The organism is Amycolatopsis sp. NPDC048633, assembly GCF_040650695.1.
Lineage (GTDB): Bacteria > Actinomycetota > Actinomycetes > Mycobacteriales > Pseudonocardiaceae > Amycolatopsis.
In genome coordinates this window covers 130,105-153,603 of record NZ_JBEZHS010000024.1, presented here as the reverse complement: position 1 = coordinate 153,603, position 23,499 = coordinate 130,105, and the positions used below count along the sequence as shown (strand labels likewise).

Below are 23,499 nucleotides of genomic sequence, written 5' to 3'. Positions count from 1 at the left end.
GACCCGGTTCGCCGTGTCGAGCGCGGCGGTCGAGCCGAACGAAACGTCCGCACCGAAGGGCCCCTTGGGTGCGTTGGACGCAACCAAGGCCACATTGGGGCGCTCGGGGCCGGTCAGACCCGCGCCGGGACCCACAGGTCGTCGATGGTCTTCTCCGCCGTCGCGAGGCTCGCGTCGGCCAGCGGGATGAGCTCCGCCATCGCCGGGTTCACGTGCGCCAGCGTCAGCTCGGCCGTGATGAACCGCGGCTCCAGGCCCGTCAGCGAGACGCCGTGCGGGAGCCACTGCTCGGCGTGGTCCCAGCCCTCGCGGGGCGCGCCTTCGCCGTACCCGCCGCCGCGCGAGGCCAACACGATGAACTCGCGGCCCCCGAGCAGGCCGGTCATCGTCGCGTGGTCCACCGAGAGCCCGGGCGCGATGAGGTGGTCCACCCACGCCTTGACGCTGCTCGGCGCGCCGTAGTTGTAGACCGGCAGGCCCAGCAGGACCGTGTCGGCCGCCTTGATCTCGCCGACCAGCTCCTCGGTCAGCGCCCACGACGCGGCCTGGGCCGGCGTGTGCTGCTCGGGCGGGACCGCGCGGGCGGTCCCGTTCTCGGCGTCGAGGTGCGGGAGCGGATGCGCGCCCAGGTCGCGGTAGGTGACGGTGCCGTCCGGGTGCGCGGCGCGCCACGCCGCCGCGGCCCGCGCGCTGAGCCCGCGGCTCACCGAGCGCTCGCCCTGGATGCTCGAGTCGATGTGGAGGAGATGCGCCATGTCGTTAGCCATCCATAGATCGTTGGTGTTAGACAAACCATTAATAGCACATCGACCATCGACTCGCCCATATACTGGGCTGATGACCTCGCTGCCGGTCGTCAACCAGCCGCCCCACCGGTGCGGAGCGCTGCTCGACCACGTCTCGCGCCGGATGCGGCTGCGCAGCGAGTCCGTGCTGGCCCCGCTCGGCCTGCGGCCGCGCCACCTGATCGCCCTCACGGTCCTGCGCGACCGGGGCGGCAGCTCACAGCAGGACCTGGCGAAGGTCCTGGAAATGGACGGCACGAACGTCGTCGGGCTGCTGAACGACCTCGAGACCGAGAACCTGATCGAGCGCCGCCGCTCCCCCGTCGACCGGCGGCGCCACGTCGTCGAGCTCACCGACGTCGGTGTGAAGCTGCTCGTGCGGGCCGAGTTCGCGCTGGCCGCGGTCGAGAACGAGGTGCTGTGCGCGCTCACCGACGAGCAGCGGGAGACGCTCTACGAGCTGCTCCACCAGGCGTCGAGCAAGACGGAGACGGAAGCCTGCACGGAAGCCGTGACGCGGCCGCTCTGCTGAGCGTCAGCCGCCGGCGATGTCGCGCGCGAGCTGCCGCGCTTCGGGCAGCGTGAACTTCCCGGTGATCTGCGTCTCCCCGCCGGTGATGGCGGACTGCACGGCCGGCGCGGTCAGCACCCGGCTCTTCAGCACCATCGCGACCTGCTTGCCGATGTTCTGCCCGGTCCACTCCGCCCAGGTCTTCCGCCCGGCGGAGGTGAAGCTCATGGTGATGACCGGGCTCCCGGTCTGCGGATCGACGGTGGCGTCCACCCGGCTCACGTCGGCGCCGCTGAGGAAGCCGGGCGCGAGGACGTACTTCGTGCCCTGCGCGCGGTCGCAGCTGACCAGCGGCAGCGCCGGGTCGTCGCGGCCGTCGAGCGGGTCCGGCTGCCCCTGAGCGCAGTCGAACGCCTGCGCGGCGGCCTGCTGCGTGGCCGGGTCGGTGCTCTGCCGCTCGGCAGCCGAGCCGGTCGCCGGCCCCGGCGGCAGCTCGGCCAGTACCGGCCGGAACCGCAGCTGGGTGCCGTCCTTGACGATGAAGCCGGTGGGCGCCGCCTGACCCGCGACCTCGGTCTGGCACCCGGTGACGAGCACGGCGACGGCCGCGAGGAGAAGGATCCGCACGGCGCCCATTCTGGTGGGTGGACCTACCCGGCCGCCAGCACCGCTTCGAGTCCGGACGCCTGGGTGCGCCAGTCCGTCACGTTCGGCGTGGTGCCGGTCCAGCGCTGGCCGATCCGGTTGAGCGCGTCGCGGTCGCCGGCCCACAGCGCGTCGGCCTGCTTCTGCGCGAACGCGCGGTAGGTGGCCGAGCCCGTCGCCGTGGCCAGGTCGCCGAAGTAGCGCATGAAGATGCCCTTGAACTGCTTCTGGTTGTCGTCGCAGGACCCCGTGCCGGTGTCGCAGGATTCGACGAGGACCCCGCCGGAGGTGAGCCGCGCCATCGCCGCGTCCGCGAGCCGCCTCGCCGCGTCCAAATAGGACTGGACGCCGGTCGCGCGCCACAGCTCGAGCAGGCCGCCGATGCCGAGACCCTGGTTGTACGTCCAGACGGTCTGGCCGTTGTTGGCGCAGGAAGACGTCAAGCCGTCGTTCACCAGGCCCGAGGAGTTGATCAGGCCGCTGTTCAGAAACCAGTCGCCCGCGGTCCGCGCCCGCTGGCCCCACACCGTGTCGCCGGCGACCCGGTTGTGCAGGGACGCGGTCAGCCGCAGGTACAACCCGGCCGTGACGGCGTTCTTGTACGTCCGCTCGCGGTTCCACCAGACCCCGCCGCCGCAGCTGCCGGTGTCCCAGAACCCGTGGACGTAGTTGGCGATCGTCGTCGCCTCGGTCAGGTAACGCGGGTCGTGGGTGCGGTCGTAGACGGCGACCCAAGCCAGGCCCCACCACGCGCTGTCGTCGATGGCGCGGCTGACGAAGTGGCCTTCGATCGCGTCGGAACTGCGTGCCCCGGCCGGGAAAGCGGCGCGGTTGACGTCGAAGGTGCGGGCCAAAGCGGCGTCGGTCCCGCCCGCGTCGGCCGCCGCCGTCACCGCGACCGCCGAGTTCCACCAGCTCGACGGCCACCAGGCGGTGTACGGGTCGTAGGACCACATCAGCGCGTCGAGCGCCCCGGCGGCCCGGGTGGTCGCCGGGCGCGCCCAGGCCGTGCAGCTTCCCTGCGTGTGCGCGGCTTCGCGGCCGCACGCCCGCACCGCGCCGCCGGAGAGCCGGCCGCGGGGATCGCGCGTCGCGAACGCCGTGGTGTGGGTGGTGGTCGCACCCGCGGCGACGCTCGTCCGGCCCAGCGAGGAGCCGTCCGGCCAGCTCGCGCCGGCGTCCCAGGAGCGGTCGAGCCAGATCTCGTCCCCGGCGCCGCCGGCTTCGATCCCGGCCCACGCCAGGCCCCGGCCGTCGAAGTGGAGCCGGATCGTGCGGCCGAACAGCGTCGTCGGCGCGACCGGCTGGCTGTCCCCCGCGCCCGGAGCGGTGCGGTCGCAGGCGGCGTCACAGACGTCCGGGTAGATCCACGCGGTGCACGCGACGCCCTGCGCGTCCCCGCACGCCCGGACCAGCCCGCGGCGGTGGTGCGCCGGATCGGTGAGGTTGTACATGAGCGTGCGGGTGCCGGTCCACGCACTCGGGATGCTCGCCTTGCCCAGCAAGCCTTCCCAGGTGGCACCGCCGTCCCAGGAGCGGTCGAGCCAGACGGCGTCGCCGGCGACGCCGTTGTCGATGCTCGCCCACGCCATCCCGTCGGGATCGGAGGCGTGCAGCCGCACCACGCGGCCGTTGATCACCTTGTCGGGCAAGGGAAAGCTCTCCCGCGCGGCCCGCGCCGGGTCGAGCGTGTCGCACGACGTCACGCACACCGCCGTGGCCGCCTCAGCGGGCCGGAGGGACATCGGAGTGAAGGAACCGAGGACGAGCAGCAGCACGAGCAATGTCCGCATCGACATCCCTCTCCACGCACCGGGGTTCGCTCCAGGATAGGAACTTCGGCCGCGGTTATGGAAGGATTTCGCCCGGTTCTGGCTCGTTCCGGACAAAGGTTCTCCACCCGGACTGTGCTGGGAAAAATGAGTGGTGCGGCCTCGCCGGACGGGGTTGGCTGGCGCCCGTGACCGAAATCTGGGGTAGCTGCGAGGACCGGTTCAGCAAAGTGCGCGACGTCTTGGCGGCGTCGCTGGACGCCGACGACGTGGGCGCCTCGGTCGCCGTGTTCGTGGACGGCGAGCCGGTGGTCGACCTTTGGGGCGGGTACGTCGATCCGGCGCGCACCGTCGCGTGGGAACGCGACTCCATCACCAACGTCTGGTCCACCACCAAGACGATGACCGCGCTCTGCGCGCTGGTCCTGGCCGACCGCGGAGACCTCGACCTGGACGCGCCGGTCGCCGAGTACTGGCCCGAGTTCGCCGCCGCGGGCAAGGAGTCCGCGCGGGTCCGGCACCTGCTCGGGCACACCGCGGGCCTGCCGGACTTCGCCGGGCCGATCGCGGTCGAAGACCTCTTCGACTGGCCGGCCGTGACGGCGCGGCTGGCCGCGCAGGCTCCGGCGTGGGAGCCCGGCACCGCGGGTGGCTACCACTCCGTCACTTTCGGGTTCCTCGTGGGCGAAGTCGTCCGCCGCGTCACCGGGCGCAGCATCGGCACGTTCTTCGCCGAGGAGATCGCCAGCCCGCTGGGCGCGGACTTCCACATCGGCCTGGGTGCGGAGCACGACCACCGCGTCGCCCCGCTGATCCCCGACCCGCTGGGCGACAAGCCGCCGGGTTTCCTGGTCGGGGTCTCGGATTCGTACCCCGAGGCCTGGCGCCGCGCGGAACTGCCGGCCATCAACGGATACGGCAACGCCCGCTCGGTCGCGGCCGTGCAGTCGGTCCTCGCTTGCCAGGGAGTCGCCGGCGGCGTGCGGCTGTTGTCGCCGGCCGGCGCCGAGCGGGTCTTCGAGGAGCAGTTCCACGGCGAAGACCGCGTCCTCGGCGCGCCGATGCGCTACGGCATGGGCTTCCGGCTGGAGGGCCACACGTGCTCGTGGGGCGGGTGGGGAGGTTCGATCGTCTTCGTCGACGCGGACCAGCACCTGGCCGTGGCGTACGTGATGAACCAGACGCTCTGGAACGACGGGTACGCCCGCGGCTTCGGCGTGGTGATGGCCGCCTACGAAGCGTTCTGATCCGGCGGGAAGAGGCGGGGCATGAAGGCGAGCATCAACGCCGACCACACCACGTGGGTCAGCACCGGCGCCTGCACCCCGCCCGACCGGCCGCGCTGGACGGCGAAAAGCGAGCCCATCAGCGTCGAGGCCAGGACGAGGGCCGGGTTTCGGGTCGCTGTCGTCGAAAGGACGTACAGCGCCGTCGACCGCCGCGGGCCGAAAGCGTCGTAAAGCGCGCCGCGGAAGAAGAATTCCTCAGCCGCGCCCGTCACGAGCGTCGTCACCGCCACCGAAGGCGTCGAACCGTGGTGGGCGTGGCCGAGCACGCCCGCGATCGCGCGCCGCAGCAAGGGGATGCGGCGGGCCACCAGCGCGCCGCCGTAGAACACGCCGAACGCGCCCGCCCCCGCCAGAACGGGCTGCACGACGTCCCGGCGGCCCCGGGGCACCGGTCCGGCGCCGGCGAACCAGGTCGCCGCGACCGACGCCGTGAGGACGTGGAACCGGCGGGAACCCGGCCGGCTGGCCAGGGACGCGCCGAGCAACCCGGACCCGGCGGCCGTCACCCCGGCGAGCAAGCCCTTCTTCACTCGGGCCGCCGGCTCTTCGCCCGCTCGCCCAGGGCCTGCAGCACGGCTTCGTCGTAGTCCATCGGCTCGAACTCGACGATCCGGCGGATCGCGTCGTCGCGGACGACGACCTCGTTCGTCATCGAGTCGATCAGCGCCCGCCCGGTCGTCACGTCGATGTCGGTCACCAGCGAAAGCCAGTACGAGGACAGCTTCGGCGACAGCAACGGCACCGGCACGATCAGCAGCGGCCGGCCCTCGATCGCCGCCACGCGCTGCAGCATGTCCCGGTAGGCCAGCACCTCGGGACCGCCGATGTCGAACGCGCGGCCTTCGGCCTCCGGGTGGTCGAGCACGCCGACCAGGTAGCGGACGACGTCGCCGATCGCGATCGGCTGGGTGCGCGTGCCGACCCAGCGCGGGGTCACCATCGCCGGCAGGTGCTCCACCAGCTGGCGGGTCAGCTCCCACGACGTCCCGCCGTGCCCGATGACGATCCCGGCGCGCAGCACGGTGACCGGCACGCCGGTCTCCCCCAGCAGCCGCTCGACCTCGCGCCGGCTGCGCAGGTGCTCCGAGAGCGTGTCGTCGTCGTCCCCGAGGCCGCCGAGGTAGACGATCCGGCGCACGTCCGCGTCGGAGGCCGCCCGGGCGAACGCGCGGGCCGCGTCGGCGTCCCGGCGCTTGAAGTCCGCGCTATCGAGTGAATGCACGAGGTAGTAGGCGGCTTCGGCGCCCTTGAGCGCGTCCCGCAGGGAACCGACGTCGGCGACGTCGCCGCGGACGGGCGTCCCGGCGCCGTCGTACTTCTCGGGGTGGCGGGTCATCGCCAGGACATCGTGCCCCGCTTCTTCCAGCGCCGGGCACAACCGGCTGCCGACGAACCCCGAAGCCCCGGCCACCAGCACTCTCATGGTCGCGACGTTAGCCGGGGCTCCGCCGGTCCGCAGAACGTCCGTTCCCGGCGAAGCAGACCGCGGCGACCACGCCCGCACAGCCGGCGAGCTGCAGCAGGCTCGGCGTCTCCCCCAGCAGGCCGATGCCCAGGAGCACCGCGCCGATCGGCTGCAGCAGCATCAGCGTCGCGCCGGTGGTGGCCGACATCCGGGGCAGCGCGGCGGAGATGAGGATCCAGCCGATCAGCTGACCCACCACGGCGAGCGCGACCAGCCAGCCGAACGTCGCCGGACTGGGTGACAGGTCGAGCGTGCCGCTCGGGACGCCGAGCACGACGGCGACGACACCGGCGGAGACCGTCGCCAGCACCAGGGACTGCGCCCGCGCGCCCCCGCCGCCGCTGAGCCGGATCAGGAAGAGGTACACCGCGTACCCCGCGCCGGCGAGCATCGCGAACACGGCGCCGGTGACCGGGTCCGGGCCGAACGAGCCGCTGCCGGCGAGCCCGCCGGCCAGCACGAGGCCGCTCAGCAGCACGGGCACGGCGAGGACGAACCGCTTCGCCGGGCGTTCCCGCAGGAACGCGAACGCCAGCAGCGGCACGATGACCACCTGGACGGCGAGCAGCACCGTCGCGATGCCGGCGCCGATCCGCGGGATCGCCTCGCCCCACAGCACGAAGTCCAGGCCGAGCCCGGTACCGGCCAGCAGCGGGAGGAGCACGCGGCGCGCGGGCCCCGACTTCCGCCGTTCCCGCACGGCGAGCGCGAGCAGCACCGGCAGGGCGAACAGGCAGCGCCAGAACGCGCTCGTGCTGCCGCTGGTGTGCGAGACCTTGATGAAGACCGACGACAGCGAGATGCAGAAGCTGCCGAGCGCGGCGAGCAGGCGCGGGTCGAAGCGCTCGGTGAACGGCGTGGGGATGGTCGCGGGCCGGGGCGCGGTCGTGGTCACGCCTCCAGCGTGCGGGTCGCAACTGTCAAGGACAAGCGAATGTTTCTGCGCGGAATTCGGTAGGATCTCTACCGTGTTCGGAATCGAGCGGATGCGCGCGCTGCACGCCGTCGCCACCCAGGGTTCGGTCGCCGCGGCGGCCGCGTCCCTGCACGTCACGCCGTCGGGAGTGTCGCAGCAGCTGGCGAAGCTGGAGCGGGAAGCCGGGCAGCGGCTGCTGGAGCCGCGCGGCCGGGGTGTCCGGCTGACGAAGGCGGGCCAGGTGCTGGCCGGGCACGCCGAGCGGATCCTGGCGCAGGTCGCCGAGGCGAAAGCGGACCTGGAGCTGCTGCGCGAGGACGTCATCGGGCCGCTGCGGGTCGGCGCGATCCCGACGACGGTCCACGCGCTGCTGCCGCCCGCGCTGGCCACGCTCGCCGCTCAGCACCCCCGGCTGGCCGTGACGCTGCACGAGGGCGAGGCCGAGCAGACGATGCCCCGCGTCCTGGCCGGCGACCTCGACGTCGCGGTGCTGGAGAGCTGGGAGGACCGGCCGACGGTGCTCCCGCCGGCGACCACGCAGATCGCGTTGTTCTCCGACGTCGCGGACCTCGCGCTGCCCGCCGGGCACCGCCTCGCGCACCGCAAGACGGTCGATCTGTCCGAAGTGGACGACCTGCCGTGGATCGGCTGGAGCCTGGGGACCGGCTGTTACGAGTGGCTGGTGCAGGTGCTGCGCAAGCAACGGCTGGAGCCACGGATCAGCTGCACGGTCGGCGGTTACCCGACCCAGCTGGCGCTCGTGGCGGGCAACGCCGGCGCGGCGCTGGTACCGCGCCTGGCCCGGGAGCCCCAGCCCGAGGGCGTCCGCATCCTGGCGACGCGCCCGGCGCTGACCCGGACCATCTACGCGATCTGCCGGGCGGGCGAAGAGGACCGCGGCGCGGTGCGCGCGTGCCTGGACGCGCTCAGGGCCGCCTCCGCGCGGTTCGAGAGCACGGGGCGGCCCGCCGGCTGAGGCGTCAGCGGGTCAGGTCCCGGAGGGCCTGCAGCACCGCATCCTTGCGCTGGATGTGCAGGAACTGGTGCGCCGCGTCGTCGAGAACCCGGTGCTCACCGCGCGATGACGCGGCGGCGATCGACGCGTGCAGGTCGCGGATGCCGCGTTGGGCCGCCTGGATGAGCTCTTCGGAGCCGAACTGCGACCAGTACGGGTTGCGGCCCATCGCGGTGAGCACGATCAGCGGGACGTCCGGGAGCTCCCCGCCGGCCCGCAGCTCCGCGTAGACGTCGTCCTCGTTCGCCGTCTCGCCGAGGACCGTCCGCCACGTCGTCAGGTGGTGCTCGACCAGCGGGTCGCGGACGTCCGGCGGCCACTCCGCGAACAGTTCGGCGTACTGCCCGCGCGCGGTCGCGAGCTGGTCCTCGGTGAGGTCCGGCATGTCGGCCGCGGCCTGCTTCATCCGGTCGTTGAGCTCGACGGCCTCCGCCGGCAGGTGGGCGAAGAGGTCTTCGTGCCCCGGGTCCAGCAGGAGCAACCCGGCGACGTCGGCCGGGAACAGCTGCGCGAACCGCCGGACGTAGGACGCCCCCAAGGAGTGCCCGGCCAGCACGTAGGGCCCGGCGACGCCGGCGGCGCGCAGCAGGTCCCGCAGCTCGGTCGCGACCTCGGCGGCGGTGCGGGGCAGCGCGACCGGGTCGCTCCAGCCCGTACCGGCGCGGTCGTAGAGCACGCTCGTCGTGAACTCCGCGGCGGCGGTGTGCACGTTCAGGTAGTCCAGGCCGACGAGGCCGGCGCCGGGCACGACCACGACGGCCGGGCCGCCGCTGCCCGCCTGGTCCAGGACCAGCGCGCGGCCACCGACGTGGTGGGTCCGGCCGCGCGGCGGCGATGCGGTGACGGGCATGGCAGCTCCTTCCATTCTCAACTTTGCGAACGGTAGCACGTATGAGAACATCGCGGCCATGGATTCCCTGCACCTGCTGGTGCACCCCGTGCGGCTGCGGATCGTGCACGCGATGGCGGGCGGGCGGACCCGCACCACGACCGAGCTGTGCGAGCGCCTGCCCGACGTCTCGAAGGCGACCGTGTACCGGCACGTCGGCGTCCTCGCCGAGGGCGGGATCCTCGAGGTCGAGGGCGAGCAGCGGGTGCACGGCGCCGTCGAGCGCCGCTACCGCCTGCGGCGCGACCGCGCGATGGTCGACGCCGCCACCGCCGCGTCGGTGTCCAAAGAGGACCATCGGCACGTCTTCGCCACGGCGATGGCCACGCTGATCGCGGAGTTCAACGCCTACCTCGACCGCGAGGACGCCGATCCGGCCGCCGACCTCGTCGGCTACCGGCAGCACGCGCTGTGGCTCAGCCGCCCCGAGCTGGCGGGCATGATCGGCGAGCTGCGGGAGGTCATCGTGCGCCGAATGGGCAACGAGCCCGCCCCGGACCGGGTGCGGTACCTCCTGAGCCCGATCCAGTTCCCGGCCGCCGAACCGGCTACCGGGGACTGAGCCGCTCGACCATCTCGGTCACCAGCTTGCCCGGCCGCCGGTGGTGCACCAGGAAGACGTCCCGCGCCGGCCGGGCGTCGGCGGCGTCGCGGACCTCGATCCGCGCCGGCCCCACCCGCGCGAGCACGCTCTCCGGCACGAACGCGACCCCCAGCCCGGCCTCGACCAGCGCCAGGATCACCTGGTAGTCGCGGGTTTCGTAGGCCACGGTGAGGGTCACGCCGGCGGCGTCGGCGAGTTCGTCGAGGCAGACGCGGTTGGGCACGCCCGGGCTCCCGGAGATCCAGTCCTCCCCGGCCAGGGCCCGCAGCGTGAGCCGGCGGACGCGAGCTTTCGGGTGTCCCTCGGGCAGGATCAGCCGGAACCGCTCCGAGCGCAGCAGCGACCGCGTCAGCCCGCGCGGGTCGGGCAGCGGCGCGCCGGGATAGCGGTGGGTGATCAGCAGGTCGAGGTCGCGCGAGCTGACCAGCCCGTACCCGTCGGGCGGTTCGAGGTCGAGCAGCCGCAGCGCGACCGCGGGGTGGTCGCGGCGAAACCCCGCGAGCGCGGCGGGCACGAGCGTCATGCCGGCGCTGGCGAACGTGCCGACGGTGAGCTGCGCCGGTTCCTCGCCGAGCAGGGCGCGGACCGTCCGCTCGGCGGTGCGCAGCTCCCCGACGATGGTCTCCGCGTGGCTCAGCAGCGCCTCCCCCACCGGCGTGAGGGTGACCCCGCGCGGGTTGCGGTGCAGCAGGGGCGCGCCGACGTCGCGTTCGAGCTTGGCCAGCTGCTGCGAGACGGCTGACGGGGTGAAGGCGAGTCTCTGAGCTGCCCCGGCGATGGAGCCGGCGTGCGCGACCTCGGCGAGCAGGGCCAGGCGGTGGGCGTCGAGCATGGGAGCCTCCAGCCGTAAGCGTTGCTAAGGCCAGCGTAGGAGACGTCGCTGGTGCTTACGTCGGCCCGCGCGCATGCTGGGGCCATGATCAGCACTTCGGATGTCGAGCAGGCGGCCGCGCGGATCGAAGGCCGGGTCCGCCGGACGCCGGTGTTCGCCGACGACGCCGTGTGGTTCAAGCTCGAGCAGCTGCAGCACACCGGGTCGTTCAAGGCTCGCGGCGCCTTCAACCGGATCATCGCGGCGGGCGAGCTCTCGGCGGCCGGGGTGGTGGCGGCGTCGGGCGGCAACGCCGGGCTGGCCGTGGCCTACGCCGCCCGGGAGTTCGGGGTTTCCGCGCGGGTCTACGTGCCGGCGAACGCGCCCGCGGTCAAGGTGGCGAAGCTGCGGCAGCTCGGGGCGGCCGTCGAGCTGGTCGGCGAGAAGTACGCGGACGCCTACGACGCGGCGGTGAAGGACGCGGCGGACCGCGGCGCGCTCTTCTGCCACGCCTACGACCAGCCGGAGATCTGCGCCGGGCAGGGCACGATCGGCCTGGAACTACTGGCGCAGGTCGACGGGCTGGACACGATCCTGGTGGCGGTCGGCGGCGGCGGGCTGCTGGCCGGCATCGCGGCCGCGGTCGAAGGCCGGGCGCGCGTGGTCGGCGTGGAACCGCGCACGGCCCCGACGCTGCATGCCGCGCTGGCCGCGGGCGAGCCGGTCCCGGTCGAGGTGTCCGGCATCGCCGCGGACTCCCTGGGCGCGTCGCGGCTCGGCGACATCGCGTTCGCGGTCGCGACTCGCACGGGGGTCGGCTCGGTGCTGGTGGACGACGCGGCGATCGTCGAAGCCCGCGCGGCGCTGTGGGACCGCTACCGCCTGGCCGTCGAGCCGGGCGGCGCAACGGCGTTCGCGGCGGTGTTCTCCGGCGCCTACCGCCCGGCGCCCGGGGAACGCGTCGCGGTCCTGCTCTGCGGCGCGAACACCGACCCGGCGACGCTCACTTCCCCGCCAGCCGCTCCACCAGCGGCGCGAACTCCTCGATGAAGGCACTGTTGACGCTGACGTAGGAGACGCCGAGCTCCTCACGCCGCCGTTCGAGCTCGCCGGCCATGTCGTCGACGCTGCCGCGGATCATGGTCAGCGAGTCGTGCTCGATGAGCGTTTCGGCATCAACCCCGATGAACCCCCGAATCCACGGCGGCACCTCCTCACCGACGACGAAGATGTTCAGCCCCAGCTCGATCTCCCGGTCACCGGCCGCGGTTTTGATCTCGTCGACGTAGCCGGCCATCTCCGCACGGGTGGTCAGCACCCCACCGGCCAGGGTGACGATGTCGGCTTTCGCCGCGGCAAGCCGCCGCACTTTCGGCCCCCCGGCGGCGATCATGACAGGCGTGTGCGCGTCACCATCGAGCCGGCGGACGTGGTCGATGGTCTCGGAGATCGAGTCGAGCCGCTCCTGACCCGAGCCATAGGGCAGGCCGAGCTCTTCGGCCTGCTGCCGCATGCTCGGCAGGCCGGTCCCGAGCCCGAGCTCGAACCGGTTGCCGGTCACGACGGAAAGACTGTGCGACTCCCAGGCGGCGGCCCTCGCGGTCCGCAGCGGGCTGGCGAGGACGAAGGAGCCGACTTTGAGTTCGGTGGTGACGGCAGCGGCCGCCGCGAGCGCGGCGGTCGGGGTCGGCAGGTTGAGGTTGTCGGGGCAGAGCAGGGTGGAGTAACCGAGCTCCTCAGCCCGACGGGCGGTCTGCAGCCATTTCGCTCCGCCTTCGGTCGCACCGGCGACCACGCCGAACCGGAAAGCCATCTTGGCCATCGAGCACCCCCAAGTTTGATTGGTACTTCGATCAAACCACCGCGGAGCCCGGCCGTGCCACCGCGGCCGGGTGGGCGGGCGCTTTGACCGGTTGGGCTGAGCCACGATGGCGCGCTGGACCGCACGCGGCAGATCGACCGGCTTTGCTCGCCGCGGGTACTCCGCGATGGGCAAGCCGGGTTCGCGCGAACTTCGGTCGGTCCCGAGGCGCCCCGACGACGGCGCAGCACCCGAACGCGGCGAACGAGCCAGGGTCTACCCGCGATCGACCGAGCCGGAGTCGGCGCGGATACGAGCCATGAGTTCCCCGATCACGGTGGCGGGTTCGGGACGTGGGTGTAGGCCCGTAGCCGGTGGCTGCGGGCCTTTCCCGTGTTCGGTTGTTCACGCCGCGAACGGCAATGGTTGGTGGAGGTTGTTGCGCCTGGGTTTTCGGCGCCTGTCCAGGAAGACTGGCGGTAAGAACTCGGGTAGACCGTCGGCCGCGATGCGGACCTGCCAGCCGGAACGGTGCAGTAGCCGGTGGTGATGGGCGCACATCAGGACCAGGTTGCCCAGCTCGGTCGGGCCGCCATTTGCCCAGTGGCGGATGTGGTGACCTTGGCAGTGGCGGGGTGGGCGGTGGCAGCCGGGGAACGCACAGCCGCGGTCGCGCAGGTACAGCGCCCGGCGGAGCGGGGTTGAGATCAGGCGGCGCTGGTGGCCGAGGTCGAGGGGTTCGCTCTTGGTGCCCAGGACCGCGGGGATGAGCATGCAGTCGCAGGCGTGGATCCGGGCTTCGGCGGCTGACATGGTGCCAAGGTCGCCGAGGGTGGCCCGACCAAGGCTGGTCTTGGGCAAAATGCCGAGGTCGCCGAGAGCGGTGCCAGTCTTGGGGGTGGTACCGAGATCGCCGGGGATGGGCTCGGCGGTGCCACCCTTGGGTCTGGCGCCGAGGGCGACTCGGCCGATGGCAGCGTTGGTCGTGGTGCCGGTGTCGCCGAGGGCTGCCTGGCCGATGCCGGACTTCAGATCTGCCAACGAAACCGCGATCATCACGTGGGCTCGTTCGCCGGCTTGCATCGGCAGGTCTGGGGTGTTGAGGGCGAGGTCGATCGCGTCGGAGAAAGCGTCGCCGTAACGTTCCTGCGGCGAGCGGAGGTCCGGGCCTTCGTCGGTGATGCGGCGTTGCGCCAGGGAGTCCAGCAGAGCGCTGGTGCGGGTGCCGGTCTCGTCGTCGAAGCGGCCGTTCAGCTCCCAGACTCCGGATCTTTTGCGCCGCAACGACAGTTCCCGGCTGGGGGTGGCCGGTTCAGTCTCGTCAGGTTCGGCGCCGTCGGGATCGAGGTGGGCCACGATCCGGGCACCCAACGCCGCGACCTGCTTGTGGCCAGCGTCTTCGGCGAAGGCCAGCAGGTGCTGCTCGGCCTCGTCGCGATGCTCGGGCGAAAGTTGAGTCACTACACCAACGATCGTGTCGATCATCGGGGTGCTCAACCGACCATCCGCGGCGGCGACACCGGTGGCGGGAGCAACTGCGGGGATGGGACTACCGTCGAGGTTGCAAGCAGGAGTGAGGGCCCGGGCTCGCTTCACCACAGCCTCGGCGGCGGACTTGGGAACATCGGCGAGATGTTCGAAAAGCCGTGCTACAGACCGGTATCCGAACAACTCCATCACACCGCGCGACTCGATTTCCACCAGCAGCGAACCGATCTCAGCCTCGGCAGACCGCACAACAGTGAGCAGCGCAGAGACACGGTCAGCCAAGGCCACCGCATCTGCTTTCCACACCGTTTCGCTGTCCACGCACCAAGATTACCGGCAGTCGAACGCACGGTCATCACACGACAGGGTGATCCACTATGAGTTCGGCAGGGGCACCGTTGCGTGGGTAATCGGCGCTCCCGCACCGAGCAGCAAGCAACAACAAGAAAGCGCCGATTTCCCACGCCCCGGCGAAGCCGTATCAGTAAACTCAGCCCCGCTGATACTCCTCCCAGGTAACCTTCGCCACCGAAGGCCCATCATCAGCCCCACGCCCGGCAAGCCCGTTCTTACCGAGGTAGTAGTCCCCGGTCTGATGCTGCGCCCCAGAAGAAAGATCCGGGTCGGAGATCGCCATGGCGTGGATGTGGTACGCGAAACCCTGCGCCGGCGTGCGGTACCAGGCCGCGAACCCGACCTTGCGCAACGCCGTGAGCAGCTTCGTGCGGGTCGTCGACGACATGCCGGACACCGAGATGTCCAGCGCTCCGCCGCCGTCGTGGGTGCCGGCTGATGCGTCGACGCCGCCCGGGTTGTAGCCGCCCTGGGTGAGGCTTACCGTGATGCCCGCGATCCCTTCGGCGGCCAGCAGCATCGCCTTGGTGCGGGTGTTCGTCGTGACCCCGCGGTAGGCGATCCGGCTGCCCGCGGACACCGCGGCGGTCACCGTGTACCGGCCATCGCCCAGCTTCTCCAGCGACGTCTTGCCCGGCAGCCCCGAAGCGTCGATCCCGGTGTACCCCAACGACTTCTGGTACTGCGAGTACGCCGTGATCGTCGTGGTGCCGAAATACCCGTCGACGTACGTCGCGGCCAGCAGACCCTTCGCCTGCAGCGCCTGTTCGACGAGCAGCACGCTGTCGTGCGCGCCCGGGGTCTGGGTGCTGTCGGCTCGGCGCGGGTCGATCTGGGCCGCCTTCAGCACGGCCTCCATGTTCGCCGTGGGCAGCGCCGTCGTGGCCGCGGGCTCGGCCTGAGCCGGTGCGGCCACGGCGAACGCCGCTGCGGTGAGTGCCGTCAGCACGGCGGCCTTCGTGAACATCCCTGTCCTCCACTGGTCGGAATCCTTACTCGACCAGCATCACCCGTCCCGGTACAAGGACCGTACAAATCACCCGGCCGAGAAGCTCCGCAGACGCAGGCTGTTCGTGACGACGAAGATCGAGCTGACCGCCATCGTCGCGCCGGCGAGCATCGGGTTCAGCAGGCCCGCGGCCGCCAGCGGCAGCGCCGCGACGTTGTACGCGAACGCCCAGAACAGGTTGCCCTTGATCGTGCGCAGCGTCCGGCGGGACAGGCGGATCGCGTCGGCCGCCGCGCGCAGGTCACCGCGCACGAGGGTCAGGTCGGCCGCCTCGATCGCGACGTCGGTGCCCGTTCCCATGGCCAGGCCCAGGTCGGCCTGGGCGAGCGCCGCCGCGTCGTTGACGCCGTCGCCGACCATCGCGACGACCTTGCCATCCTCCTGCAGCCCGCGCACGACGTCGGCCTTGTCCTTCGGCAGCACCTCGGCGATCACCCGGTCGATCCCGACCTCGGCCGCGACCGCTCGCGCGACCACGGCGTTGTCCCCGGTCAGCAGGATCGGCGTCAGGCCGAGCCCGCGCAGCCGCCGGACCGCCTCGGCGGACGTCGGCTTGACGGTGTCGGCCACGGCCAGCGTGCCGCGGACCTCGCCGTCCCAGGTCACGGCGACCGTGGTCATCGCGCGGTCGGCGGCGGCCCGCCCCACGGCGACCTTGCGTCCCTCGACGACACCTTCGACGCCCAGCCCCGGCGTGCTGTGGAAGTCCTCGACGGACGGCAGCGTCCCGAAGCGCTCCCGGGCGGCGTCGGCGATCGCCCGGCCCACGGGATGCTCGGACGCGGCCTCGACGGCGCCCGCGAGCCGCAGGACCTCGCCGTCGCCCTCGACCAGCGTCATCCGGCCGGTGGTCACGGTGCCGGTCTTGTCGAGCACGACCGTGTCGACGCGCCGGGTCGACTCCAGCACCTCCGGCCCCTTGATGAGGATGCCGAGCTGCGCACCGCGGCCGGTGCCGACCAGCAGCGCCGTCGGTGTCGCCAGGCCCAGCGCGCACGGGCAGGCGATGATCAGCACCGCGACCGCGGCGGTGAACGCGGCCGACGGCGTCGCGTCGGCGCCGAGCCAGAAGGCGAGCGTCGCCACGGCCAGCGCGATGACGATCGGGACGAAGACCGCCGAAACGCGGTCGGCGAGCCGCTGGACGCGGGCCTTGCCGGTCTGCGCCTCCTCGACCAGCCGGGCCGTCTGCGCCAGCTGCGTGTCGGCGCCGACGCGGGTCGCGCGGACGACGAGCCGGCCACCGACGTTGACCGTCGCGCCGGCGACGGCGTCGCCCGGCCGGACCTCGACCGGCACGCTTTCGCCGGTGAGCAGGCTCGCGTCGATCGCGGACCCGCCGTCCTCGACGACGCCGTCGGTGGCGACCTTCTCCCCCGGCCGCACCACGAACCGGTCGCCGACGACCAGGTCGGCGGCGGGGATCCGCTGCTCGCCGCCGTCGCGCAGGACCGCGACGTCCTTCGCGCCCAGATCCAGCAACGCCCGCAGCGCGGCACCGGCGCGGCGCTTCGAACGGGCCTCGAAGTAGCGGCCGGCCAGGATGAACGTCGTGACGCCGGCGGCGACTTCGAGGTAGATGGCGCCGTCACCCGCCATGCGCTCGATGGTGAGCTCGAACGGGTGCTTCATGCCCGGCACGCCCGCGCTGCCGAACAGCAGGGCGTACACCGACCAGCCGAACGCGGCGAGGGTGCCCATCGAGATGAGCGTGTCCATCGTGGCGGCGCCGTGGCGGAGGTTGGCGTACGCGGCCCGGTGGAACGGCCACGCACCCCACACCAGCACCGGCGCGGCCAGGGTCAGCGAAATCCACTGCCAGTAGGTGAACTGCCAGGCGGGCACCATCGCCAGGACGATCACCGGGACCGAGAGCACCGCGGATCCGAGCAGGCGCTGCCGCAGCGTCCGACTGGGGTCGTCGTCCTGGGGCGCGTCCGGTTCCGCCTGGGGCAGCGCCGCGCCGTAGCCGGCCGCTTCGACCTGCGCCACGAGGTCCTCCGGGGCGAGTTCGCCGCCGTAAACGACCTTCGCTTTCTCCGTCGCGTAGTTGACGGTCGCCGTGACGCCGTCCAGCTTGTTGAGCTTGCGTTCGACGCGCATGGCGCAGGACGCGCAGGTCATGCCGGTGATGGCCAGCTCGATCTCGGCCGGCTTCCGCTCCAGCTGCAGCGTCATGGCTGATCCCCTTCCCCGGTGGTCACGGTGAATTCGGCGGTGCGGACCACGTCGCCGTGGCGGAAGTCCAGGAACAGCCGGTAGGTGCCGGCCGACGGCACTTCGGCAAAGAACGTCGCGGCCGGGCCGGCGCTCGTGCGGCCGTCGCCGGGCGCGCCGTCCGGGTGGACGTGCAGGTACCCCAGGTCGCCGCCGCGCAACGCGACGAGGTGGCCGTACGCGCCCAGGTAGGGCTGCAGGTCGGTGACGTCCCGGCCGCCCTCGGCCACCGTCGCGGTCAGGCGGGACGAGCGGCCGGGGACGAGATCGCCGTCGAGCCGGACGCGGTAGCCGCCGACGTCGGCGACGCGCGACTCCCGGTGCTCGACGGGCTGGAAGACGCCCGGCGCGACGAGGTCGACGCCGAGCGTCTGCCCCTCGCCGCCGGACGGCGTGAAGTCGGCGAAGGCGCGGTAGCTGCCCGCGTCGGCGACCGTGACCGGCACGGTCCACGTGCCGTCTGCGCCGAGCTCCGGGTGCAGGTGCTGGTAACCGGCGGTGTCCCGGCGGACGACGATGAAGTGCATCCGCTTCTCGTGCTCGACGTCGTAGGCGGTCACCGCGGCGCCGTCCGGGCCGGTGATCTCGAAGGTGAACTTCGTCGTGGCGCCGGGGGTGAGCGTCGTATCGGCGGGCGTGAGGGTGTAGCCGTCCGCGGCCGACGCCAGCCCGCCGGGCTGGTGGTTCGCGGCCTCCGCGACGGTGCCGCCGTGGACGTCCCCGTGCGCGGCTTCCTCGCCGCCGTGCACCTCGGCCTGGCCGGAGAAGGGACCGACGGCGGTGCCGGTCGCCCAGCCGCCACCGGCGACCAGGGCGAGCGCCGCACCGTAGGCGGAGAGCTTCGCTGCCGTGTTCATGTCAGCTCGTACCCCGCTTCGGCGACGGCACCGCGCACGTCGGCGGCGGAAAGGTCTTCGGTGCTGCTGACGGTCACCGCGCCGGTGGCCAGCTCGACGGTGACGCCGGTGACGCCCCCGAGTCCGCGGATCTCCTCTTCGACCGAGCGGGCGCAGTGGTCGCACGTCATGCCGGTGACGGTGTAGGTCGTGTCTGCCATGTCTCATGGATACCCTAGGGGGGTAGGGTAAGCAAGAGCGATCACGACATGTAATCCCGGTCACAGTGGATCCGGTTACCACTGGTCCAAGCGTGTTTCTCGTGGTCACGGAGAGTTCGCAGGGGGCAGCCCTGGACGTCCCTGTGTTCCTTTCGTAACCTGTTTGAGATCTCGTGGCCCCCGGTCGTCCCGAAGACGGCGACGCGAGATCGCCGCCGATACCCCCCTGCCGGGTACCGGACCCACCGCGTGGCTCTTCCTCTTGCGGTAGAGCACGCGCCGGACACGGGCGAGGCCCCCGACTCGCCCCGGTACCCGACGGCGGCCGATCAGCAAAGGAGACCCGCGCGAGAATGCGTTCGCATCCCGTCAAGCGCGTGGTGTCAGGTGCGCTCGCCGCTGCCTCGGTGATCACTGTCATCACCATGGCCCAGGCGCCGGCCACCGCCGCCCCCATCCCCGTCCTCCAGGCCCCGCCCACCGGGTCCGACGCCCTGGCCAAGTACCGCGACCTCTCGGCCCAGGCCGAGAAGCTCAACGAAGACCTGCTCAAGGCCCAGGACGACCTGACCGCCAAGCAGGGCCAGCTCGACAAGGCCAACACCGACGTCACCGCCGCCAAGGACGCCGGTGCGCAGGCCATCGAGTCGAAGCAGAAGTACCAGGGCCAGGTGGACAAGTTCGCCGGCGCGTCGTTCACCAGCGGCGTCCAGCTGAACAAGCTGTCCGCGCTGCTGGCCGGCACGTCGACGCAGGACTTCCTGGACCGCTCGGCGGCCCTCGAGGTCATCGCGACCGACAAGAACGCCGCGATGGACAACCTCAGCGGCGCGGCCGAGAAGGCCACCGCGGCCGAGAAGGCGGCGACAGACGCGGCGAAGCGGGCGACGGACGCCCGGGACGCGGCGGCGAAGCTGGCGTCGGACATCGAAGGCAAGAAGAAGAACCTCCAGGCCCAGATCGACCAGATCGAGGCCCAGAGCAAGACGCTCAGCACCGCCGACAAGACCGCCCAGAAGGACACCGGCGGCAAGGCCCCGGTCGTCAAGGCGGCCACCGCGGCCGCGCAGAAGGCGGTCGACGCGGCGCTGAGCAAGCTCGGCAGCGCTTACGTCTACGGCGCCACGGGACCGAGCACGTTCGACTGCTCGGGCCTGATGCAGTGGGCGTACAAGCAGGCGGGCATCACCCTGCCCCGGACGTCGTCGGCGCAGGCGGGCTCCGGCACGTCGGTGCCGCGCGACCAGCTGCAGCCGGGCGACCTGGTCGCCTACTACTCCCCCGTGTCCCACATCGGGATGTACATCGGCGACGGCAAGATGGTGCACGCGCCGACGAGCGGCGACGTCGTCAAGATCTCGCCGCTGCTGAAGGAGTACGCGGGAGCCACGCGGCCGACTGCTTGAGTTTTCACGGGGATGCCCCGTTCCGGGAGGTGTAGAAATCCCGGGACGGGGCATCTTTCGCGCATGGTCGACAACCACGACGCCGCCACGGTCTCAGCGGTCGGCAAGGTCACCGAAGCGCTCGAGACCATCGAACGCGCGCGGGGCCACCTTTACTCGTTCCACCAGCTGACGGGCAGCGCGGACCTGGCGCTGGGCGAGGCGGTGGACGCCTTGGAGAAGGCCGGCCACGCGGACTGGGCGCGGCGGATCTCCGAGGAGCTGATCGGGCTCAACGTGCTCCCCGATCGGTGGACGTTCCAGATCGTCGAGGAGTACGACGACGGCTACTACAAGGCGTGCCGCGACGTCGAGCGCGCACTCTTGGAGTCCTTGACCGGCGGGCGCCGTCACCTGCACGAACAGCGGATGAAGGACGACCGCCGGACCCACGGGCGCCCGGGCCACGAGGCGGGAGCGCCGAGCACCCCGCCGGCGGGGTCGTGAGCGGCGATTGTCGGACCCCTGCGCTAGGGTCGAAGTCAAGCGAACAGATGTTCGAACGGAGGGTGTCATGACCGACCAGGTGGAACCGAACCCGGAGAAGGACCCGAGCGACTGGACGACCGGCGACGAGCCGATGACCGGGCCGCAGAAGTCCTACCTGCAGACGCTGGCCCAGGAGGCCGGTGAAGAGGTGCCGGACGGCTTGACCAAGGCTGAGGCGTCGGCTCGGATCGATGAGCTGCAGCAAACCACCGGGCGGGGTAGCTGACGGGTTCGCGGGGTTGCCGGGGTGCGCTGATCGTGGGACTGCTGTGCCGGCCCTGCGGCCGGCTGCCTGCCGCACAAGGGTTGGCTGATGGAAGGCGTTCGAAATGTCCCGACCGAACGAGCAGCCCGAGATCGCGCGGCCCGGCACTCCGGACCCCGGCCGGGCGGACGACAACCTTTACGAGACCGGGGAAGGTGACCCGCCGGACAGCGCCGATGAAGCCCACGGCGTCGGGCAGAAGGTGATCGGCGAACTCCGGGAGCGCCGCGAAAGCTGAGTCAGGCCGCGGCGGGCAGTGCGGCGCCCGTCACGCGGAACAGGAACTCCGCGTTGGAGCCCGTCTTGCGGAGCTGGTCGAGCAACTGCTCGATCGCGTGCGGGCCCGGCAACGCGCGGCGGACGTCGCGCATCGCGGCCAGTTCGCCCGGGGTGACCAGGAGCTCTTCGCGCCGGGTGCCGGACGCGGCGATGTCGACCGCCGGGAAGATGCGGCGCTCGGCCGTCTTGCGGTCGAGTTTCAGCTCGGCGTTGCCGGTGCTCTTCAGCTCCTCGAAGAACACCGTGTCGGCCAGCGAACCGGTTTCCACCAGCGCCGACGCGACGATCGTGAGCGATCCGGCACCTTCGAGGTTGCGGGCCGCTCCAAGGATGCGCTTCATCGGCTGCAGCGCGGCCGCGTCGACGCCGCCGGACAGCGTGCGGCCGGAGGGGCGGGCCGAAAGGTTGTACGCGCGGCCGAGGCGGGTCAGCGAGTCGAGTAGCAGCACGACGTCTTCGCCGCGCTCCACCAGGCGTTTCGCGCGTTCGACGGCGAGCTCCGCCACCGCGACGTGTTCCGCGGGTGGCCGATCGAAAGTGGACGCGATCACCTCCCCGCGCACGGTCCGGCTCAGCTCGGTGACCTCCTCCGGACGTTCGTCGGCGAGCAGCATCATCAGCCGGCATTCCGGGTGGTTGACCGAGATCCCGTGGCCGATGTCCCGCAGCACCGTGGTTTTCCCGGCTTTCGGCGGGGAAACGACCAGCGCGCGCTGGCCCTTGCCGAGCGGGGTGACGAGGTCGATGACGCGCGGCAGCAGGAGCGCCGGCGTGGTTTCGAGCAGCAGGCGCCGGTCCGGGTGCACCGGGACCAGGTCGGCGAAGTGCGGGCGTGGCTCCGCCGGGTCGGCACCGTTGACGCTGGTGATTTCCCCGGTGGTGCCGGTGATTTCGTCGCCGGGACGCAGCTTGTGCTTGCGGACGACGGAAAGCGGAAGTGCGATGTCGTCCGGCGCCGGCCGGTAGCCGGTGCGCACGAAGGGGTTTTTCCCTGACAGGTCAAGGATTCCGTGAAAAGACATGAGTGTTCTCCTGATGAGAGGTCGGCCCACGCGGATGGCGGGGCCGAAGATGAGGAAGAAGGCCGATCGGCCTGGATCCGGGAAGCTTCCTCCGGGCGGCCGAGGGGCCGACATCCGTGAGGAGCACCTTCACGTTAGCGCGCCGTCACGGAAAGCACAACGGGTAAGACTCCATCGCGGTGGGTAGCCCTCCGGAGAAGCCCGAAGCACTGGGGAACCGCGACTGACGATGGGAGCGGAACGTGTATCGAAATACTCGGGAAAGTGGCGTCTACATGGGTGAGAACACCGACGGCGACCAAACCGGGACCACGCCGTCCGCGCGCACCGGCGCCGGTGGCGTGGTCACCTCGGCGTTCGAAGAACTGGCGCCCGCGCTGCCGAACGAGATGGCGGACCTGCGCCGGAAGCTGACTCGCTGGCTGGGCGAGCTCCCGCTCGACCCGGAGAGCACGCACGACATGACGCTGGCCACGTACGAGGCGCTGGCGAACGTGGCGGCCCACGCCTATCCGGACGGCCACGGCTGGGCCCGCCTCCAGGCGACCCGCACCGGCGACGCGGTGACGGTCACGGTGACCGACACCGGCTGCGGAATCCCGGCGACGCGCCCGCGCCAGGCAGGCCTGCGCACCTCGGGCGGCCGGGGCCTGGTGCTGATCGAGAAGGTGACGGACCAGTCCGACATCGACACCGGTCGCGAGGGGACGACGGTCCGCATGACCTGGCGCCCGGCGGCTCTGAGGGATCAGAACCCGGCCTGATCCGGGTGGCATCGGGTGGTGCTGCTTGAGTGGCGCCGTGTCGAATGACGCTGCGTTGAGTGGCGCGAGGTTGATCGGCGCCGGGTCGAATGGCGCCGGGTCGAGCGGCGCCGTGCCGAGTGGCGCGGGGTCGAGTGGCGCCAGGTCGAGTGGCGCTGAGTCGCGGCTGGTGCCGGCGAACCCCTGGAATCACGGGTGTGCAGCGCCGCCCGGCAGAGAGCTGGCTACGCAGTAAGCGTTGCACGCAAAGAGCTTTGCATGCCGGCTTGCATCGGACGGGCCGAAATGGCGGAGCTCATGGGCACAACAGCCGATTTCGCCCCACCATTCCCCCACCTCAAGTGTCCTACCTCACAATCCCCCTCGAAACAATCCCCCTCGAAACGTCCCCTCAAGCGGCCCCGGCCAGCCGCACCAGCCGATTCCGCGGATACGAAACCAGTTCCCTCTCCTGATCCGTGGTGAAGATCTCGACGGAGTCCTCCAGCAACTCCGCCGAGGTCACCTGCAGCTGCCACGCGGGCAGGCCCGGCGCCGGCTCGTGCCAGAACCACTGGCCCTTGGTCAGCTGGTCCGCCGGGACCGTCGCGTCGTCGGTGTTCATGTG

At 71.7% G+C, this 23,499-nt stretch carries 26 protein-coding genes; 10 read left to right on the top strand and 16 right to left on the bottom strand.

Features of this window, described 5'->3' with window-relative positions; all coding sequences use genetic code 11:
• Positions 1-113 precede the first annotated feature (113 nt).
• Complete coding sequence (locus AB0C38_RS33780) at positions 114-755, bottom strand: NAD(P)H-dependent oxidoreductase (protein ID WP_360681387.1); 642 nt, start codon at positions 753-755, stop codon at positions 114-116.
• A gap of 82 nt (positions 756-837) precedes the next feature.
• Between AB0C38_RS33780 and AB0C38_RS33775 the strand changes: the two genes are divergently transcribed.
• The gene (locus AB0C38_RS33775) at positions 838-1,317 is read left to right on the top strand and encodes a MarR family winged helix-turn-helix transcriptional regulator (protein WP_360681383.1); all 480 of its coding nucleotides are present in this window, start codon (positions 838-840) and stop codon (positions 1,315-1,317) included.
• A 3-nt stretch (positions 1,318-1,320) separates the two neighbouring features.
• Here the strand turns inward: AB0C38_RS33775 and AB0C38_RS33770 are convergent, their stop codons facing one another.
• Both AB0C38_RS33770 and AB0C38_RS33765 read right to left on the bottom strand, forming a co-directional pair.
• Positions 1,321-1,932: a precorrin-3B C(17)-methyltransferase gene (locus AB0C38_RS33770; RefSeq protein WP_360681381.1), complete on the bottom strand. Its 612-nt coding sequence runs from the start codon at positions 1,930-1,932 to the stop codon at positions 1,321-1,323.
• A 14-nt stretch (positions 1,933-1,946) separates the two neighbouring features.
• The gene (locus AB0C38_RS33765; RefSeq protein WP_360681380.1) at positions 1,947-3,734 is read right to left on the bottom strand and encodes a glycoside hydrolase family 76 protein; all 1,788 of its coding nucleotides are present in this window, start codon (positions 3,732-3,734) and stop codon (positions 1,947-1,949) included.
• A gap of 167 nt (positions 3,735-3,901) precedes the next feature.
• Between AB0C38_RS33765 and AB0C38_RS33760 the strand changes: the two genes are divergently transcribed.
• On the top strand, positions 3,902-4,960 hold the full coding sequence (locus AB0C38_RS33760; RefSeq protein ID WP_360681378.1) for a serine hydrolase domain-containing protein: 1,059 nt from the start codon (positions 3,902-3,904) through the stop codon (positions 4,958-4,960).
• Here AB0C38_RS33760 and AB0C38_RS33755 read toward each other — a convergent pair.
• From AB0C38_RS33755 to AB0C38_RS33745, 3 genes are read right to left on the bottom strand one after another with little or no spacing between them, the layout of a single operon-like run.
• Entirely contained in the window at positions 4,945-5,532 is a 588-nt protein-coding gene (locus AB0C38_RS33755) for a CPBP family intramembrane glutamic endopeptidase (protein ID WP_360681377.1), read from the bottom strand. The genes AB0C38_RS33760 and AB0C38_RS33755 overlap by 16 nt on opposite strands.
• Complete coding sequence (locus AB0C38_RS33750; RefSeq protein WP_360681375.1) at positions 5,529-6,425, bottom strand: NAD(P)H-binding protein; 897 nt, start codon at positions 6,423-6,425, stop codon at positions 5,529-5,531. The genes AB0C38_RS33755 and AB0C38_RS33750 overlap by 4 nt, the downstream gene beginning before the upstream one ends.
• Positions 6,426-6,435: 10 nt before the next feature.
• Positions 6,436-7,362 carry a DMT family transporter gene (locus tag AB0C38_RS33745; protein WP_360681374.1) on the bottom strand — a complete coding sequence of 309 codons (927 nt, stop codon included), beginning with the start codon at positions 7,360-7,362 and terminating at the stop codon, positions 6,436-6,438.
• 73 nt (positions 7,363-7,435) lie between these two features.
• On the opposite strand from AB0C38_RS33745, the gene AB0C38_RS33740 reads away from it, so the two are divergent.
• On the top strand, positions 7,436-8,359 hold the full coding sequence (locus AB0C38_RS33740; protein WP_360681372.1) for a LysR family transcriptional regulator: 924 nt from the start codon (positions 7,436-7,438) through the stop codon (positions 8,357-8,359).
• 4 nt (positions 8,360-8,363) lie between these two features.
• On the opposite strand, the gene AB0C38_RS33735 is transcribed toward AB0C38_RS33740, so the two are convergent.
• Entirely contained in the window at positions 8,364-9,248 is an 885-nt protein-coding gene (locus AB0C38_RS33735; RefSeq protein WP_360681371.1) for an alpha/beta hydrolase, read from the bottom strand.
• 58 nt (positions 9,249-9,306) lie between these two features.
• On the opposite strand from AB0C38_RS33735, the gene AB0C38_RS33730 reads away from it, so the two are divergent.
• A complete protein-coding gene (locus AB0C38_RS33730) occupies positions 9,307-9,849 on the top strand; it encodes a helix-turn-helix domain-containing protein (protein ID WP_360681369.1) in 543 nt (180 codons plus the stop codon).
• Here the strand turns inward: AB0C38_RS33730 and AB0C38_RS33725 are convergent.
• Entirely contained in the window at positions 9,836-10,723 is an 888-nt protein-coding gene (locus AB0C38_RS33725) for a LysR family transcriptional regulator (protein WP_360681367.1), read from the bottom strand. The two genes, AB0C38_RS33730 and AB0C38_RS33725, sit on opposite strands and share 14 nt — an antisense overlap.
• Positions 10,724-10,807: 84 nt before the next feature.
• On the opposite strand from AB0C38_RS33725, the gene AB0C38_RS33720 reads away from it, so the two are divergent.
• Positions 10,808-11,752 (top strand): threonine/serine dehydratase, encoded by a 945-nt coding sequence (locus AB0C38_RS33720; RefSeq protein ID WP_360681365.1) that lies wholly within the window; start codon positions 10,808-10,810, stop codon positions 11,750-11,752.
• Here AB0C38_RS33720 and AB0C38_RS33715 read toward each other — a convergent pair.
• The 6 genes from AB0C38_RS33715 to AB0C38_RS33690 form a co-directional block, all read right to left on the bottom strand.
• Positions 11,706-12,524, bottom strand: a complete 819-nt coding sequence (locus tag AB0C38_RS33715) for an LLM class flavin-dependent oxidoreductase (RefSeq protein WP_360681363.1) — start codon at positions 12,522-12,524, stop codon at positions 11,706-11,708. The genes AB0C38_RS33720 and AB0C38_RS33715 overlap by 47 nt on opposite strands.
• Positions 12,525-12,908: 384 nt before the next feature.
• Positions 12,909-14,312, bottom strand: a complete 1,404-nt coding sequence (locus tag AB0C38_RS33710) for a DUF222 domain-containing protein (RefSeq protein WP_360681361.1) — start codon at positions 14,310-14,312, stop codon at positions 12,909-12,911.
• Positions 14,313-14,481: 169 nt separating this feature from the next.
• Positions 14,482-15,312: a peptidoglycan-binding protein gene (locus AB0C38_RS33705; RefSeq protein ID WP_360681359.1), complete on the bottom strand. Its 831-nt coding sequence runs from the start codon at positions 15,310-15,312 to the stop codon at positions 14,482-14,484.
• Positions 15,313-15,381: 69 nt separating this feature from the next.
• Positions 15,382-17,532 carry a heavy metal translocating P-type ATPase gene (locus AB0C38_RS33700; protein WP_360681357.1) on the bottom strand — a complete coding sequence of 717 codons (2,151 nt, stop codon included), beginning with the start codon at positions 17,530-17,532 and terminating at the stop codon, positions 15,382-15,384.
• Positions 17,529-18,428, bottom strand: coding sequence for a hypothetical protein (locus AB0C38_RS33695; RefSeq protein WP_360681356.1), 900 nt, complete (start codon positions 18,426-18,428; stop codon positions 17,529-17,531). The genes AB0C38_RS33700 and AB0C38_RS33695 overlap by 4 nt, the downstream gene beginning before the upstream one ends.
• Entirely contained in the window at positions 18,425-18,628 is a 204-nt protein-coding gene (locus AB0C38_RS33690) for a heavy-metal-associated domain-containing protein (RefSeq protein WP_360681354.1), read from the bottom strand. The genes AB0C38_RS33695 and AB0C38_RS33690 overlap by 4 nt, the downstream gene beginning before the upstream one ends.
• Before the next feature lie 353 nt (positions 18,629-18,981).
• Here AB0C38_RS33690 and AB0C38_RS33685 point away from each other — a divergent pair, with 353 nt between their 5' ends.
• From AB0C38_RS33685 to AB0C38_RS33670, 4 genes are all read left to right on the top strand, one after another.
• Positions 18,982-20,034, top strand: a complete 1,053-nt coding sequence (locus AB0C38_RS33685; RefSeq protein WP_360681352.1) for an NlpC/P60 family protein — start codon at positions 18,982-18,984, stop codon at positions 20,032-20,034.
• 63 nt (positions 20,035-20,097) lie between these two features.
• The gene (locus AB0C38_RS33680; protein ID WP_360681351.1) at positions 20,098-20,520 is read left to right on the top strand and encodes a hypothetical protein; all 423 of its coding nucleotides are present in this window, start codon (positions 20,098-20,100) and stop codon (positions 20,518-20,520) included.
• 67 nt (positions 20,521-20,587) lie between these two features.
• Positions 20,588-20,788, top strand: a complete 201-nt coding sequence (locus tag AB0C38_RS33675) for a DUF3072 domain-containing protein (protein ID WP_360681349.1) — start codon at positions 20,588-20,590, stop codon at positions 20,786-20,788.
• 103 nt (positions 20,789-20,891) lie between these two features.
• A complete protein-coding gene (locus tag AB0C38_RS33670) occupies positions 20,892-21,065 on the top strand; it encodes a hypothetical protein (RefSeq protein WP_360681347.1) in 174 nt (57 codons plus the stop codon).
• Position 21,066: 1 nt separating this feature from the next.
• Here AB0C38_RS33670 and rho read toward each other — a convergent pair whose 3' ends face one another.
• On the bottom strand, positions 21,067-22,128 hold the full coding sequence (gene rho, locus AB0C38_RS33665; RefSeq protein ID WP_360681346.1) for a transcription termination factor Rho: 1,062 nt from the start codon (positions 22,126-22,128) through the stop codon (positions 21,067-21,069).
• A gap of 275 nt (positions 22,129-22,403) precedes the next feature.
• On the opposite strand from rho, the gene AB0C38_RS33660 reads away from it, so the two are divergent.
• On the top strand, positions 22,404-22,892 hold the full coding sequence (locus AB0C38_RS33660) for an ATP-binding protein (protein WP_360681345.1): 489 nt from the start codon (positions 22,404-22,406) through the stop codon (positions 22,890-22,892).
• Between the two features lie 391 nt (positions 22,893-23,283).
• Here AB0C38_RS33660 and AB0C38_RS33655 read toward each other — a convergent pair whose 3' ends face one another.
• Positions 23,284-23,496: a hypothetical protein gene (locus AB0C38_RS33655; protein ID WP_360681344.1), complete on the bottom strand. Its 213-nt coding sequence runs from the start codon at positions 23,494-23,496 to the stop codon at positions 23,284-23,286.
• Positions 23,497-23,499: the final 3 nt, after the last annotated feature.

Coding starts and splice junctions, on each gene's coding strand:
- rho (WP_360681346.1), bottom strand. CDS start 22,128: ATGTCTTTTCACGGAATCCTTGACCTGTCAGGGAAAAACCCCTTCGTG.
- AB0C38_RS33770 (WP_360681381.1), bottom strand. CDS start 1,932: ATGGGCGCCGTGCGGATCCTTCTCCTCGCGGCCGTCGCCGTGCTCGTC.
- AB0C38_RS33670 (WP_360681347.1), top strand. CDS start 20,892: ATGTCCCGACCGAACGAGCAGCCCGAGATCGCGCGGCCCGGCACTCCG.
- AB0C38_RS33690 (WP_360681354.1), bottom strand. CDS start 18,628: ATGGCAGACACGACCTACACCGTCACCGGCATGACGTGCGACCACTGC.
- AB0C38_RS33750 (WP_360681375.1), bottom strand. CDS start 6,425: ATGAGAGTGCTGGTGGCCGGGGCTTCGGGGTTCGTCGGCAGCCGGTTG.
- AB0C38_RS33775 (WP_360681383.1), top strand. CDS start 838: ATGACCTCGCTGCCGGTCGTCAACCAGCCGCCCCACCGGTGCGGAGCG.
- AB0C38_RS33720 (WP_360681365.1), top strand. CDS start 10,808: ATGATCAGCACTTCGGATGTCGAGCAGGCGGCCGCGCGGATCGAAGGC.
- AB0C38_RS33780 (WP_360681387.1), bottom strand. CDS start 755: ATGGCGCATCTCCTCCACATCGACTCGAGCATCCAGGGCGAGCGCTCG.
- AB0C38_RS33680 (WP_360681351.1), top strand. CDS start 20,098: ATGGTCGACAACCACGACGCCGCCACGGTCTCAGCGGTCGGCAAGGTC.
- AB0C38_RS33735 (WP_360681371.1), bottom strand. CDS start 9,248: ATGCCCGTCACCGCATCGCCGCCGCGCGGCCGGACCCACCACGTCGGT.
- AB0C38_RS33660 (WP_360681345.1), top strand. CDS start 22,404: ATGGGTGAGAACACCGACGGCGACCAAACCGGGACCACGCCGTCCGCG.
- AB0C38_RS33655 (WP_360681344.1), bottom strand. CDS start 23,496: ATGAACACCGACGACGCGACGGTCCCGGCGGACCAGCTGACCAAGGGC.
- AB0C38_RS33715 (WP_360681363.1), bottom strand. CDS start 12,524: ATGGCCAAGATGGCTTTCCGGTTCGGCGTGGTCGCCGGTGCGACCGAA.
- AB0C38_RS33700 (WP_360681357.1), bottom strand. CDS start 17,532: ATGACGCTGCAGCTGGAGCGGAAGCCGGCCGAGATCGAGCTGGCCATC.
- AB0C38_RS33705 (WP_360681359.1), bottom strand. CDS start 15,312: ATGTTCACGAAGGCCGCCGTGCTGACGGCACTCACCGCAGCGGCGTTC.
- AB0C38_RS33675 (WP_360681349.1), top strand. CDS start 20,588: ATGACCGACCAGGTGGAACCGAACCCGGAGAAGGACCCGAGCGACTGG.
- AB0C38_RS33765 (WP_360681380.1), bottom strand. CDS start 3,734: ATGCGGACATTGCTCGTGCTGCTGCTCGTCCTCGGTTCCTTCACTCCG.
- AB0C38_RS33725 (WP_360681367.1), bottom strand. CDS start 10,723: ATGCTCGACGCCCACCGCCTGGCCCTGCTCGCCGAGGTCGCGCACGCC.
- AB0C38_RS33685 (WP_360681352.1), top strand. CDS start 18,982: ATGCGTTCGCATCCCGTCAAGCGCGTGGTGTCAGGTGCGCTCGCCGCT.
- AB0C38_RS33730 (WP_360681369.1), top strand. CDS start 9,307: ATGGATTCCCTGCACCTGCTGGTGCACCCCGTGCGGCTGCGGATCGTG.
- AB0C38_RS33695 (WP_360681356.1), bottom strand. CDS start 18,428: ATGAACACGGCAGCGAAGCTCTCCGCCTACGGTGCGGCGCTCGCCCTG.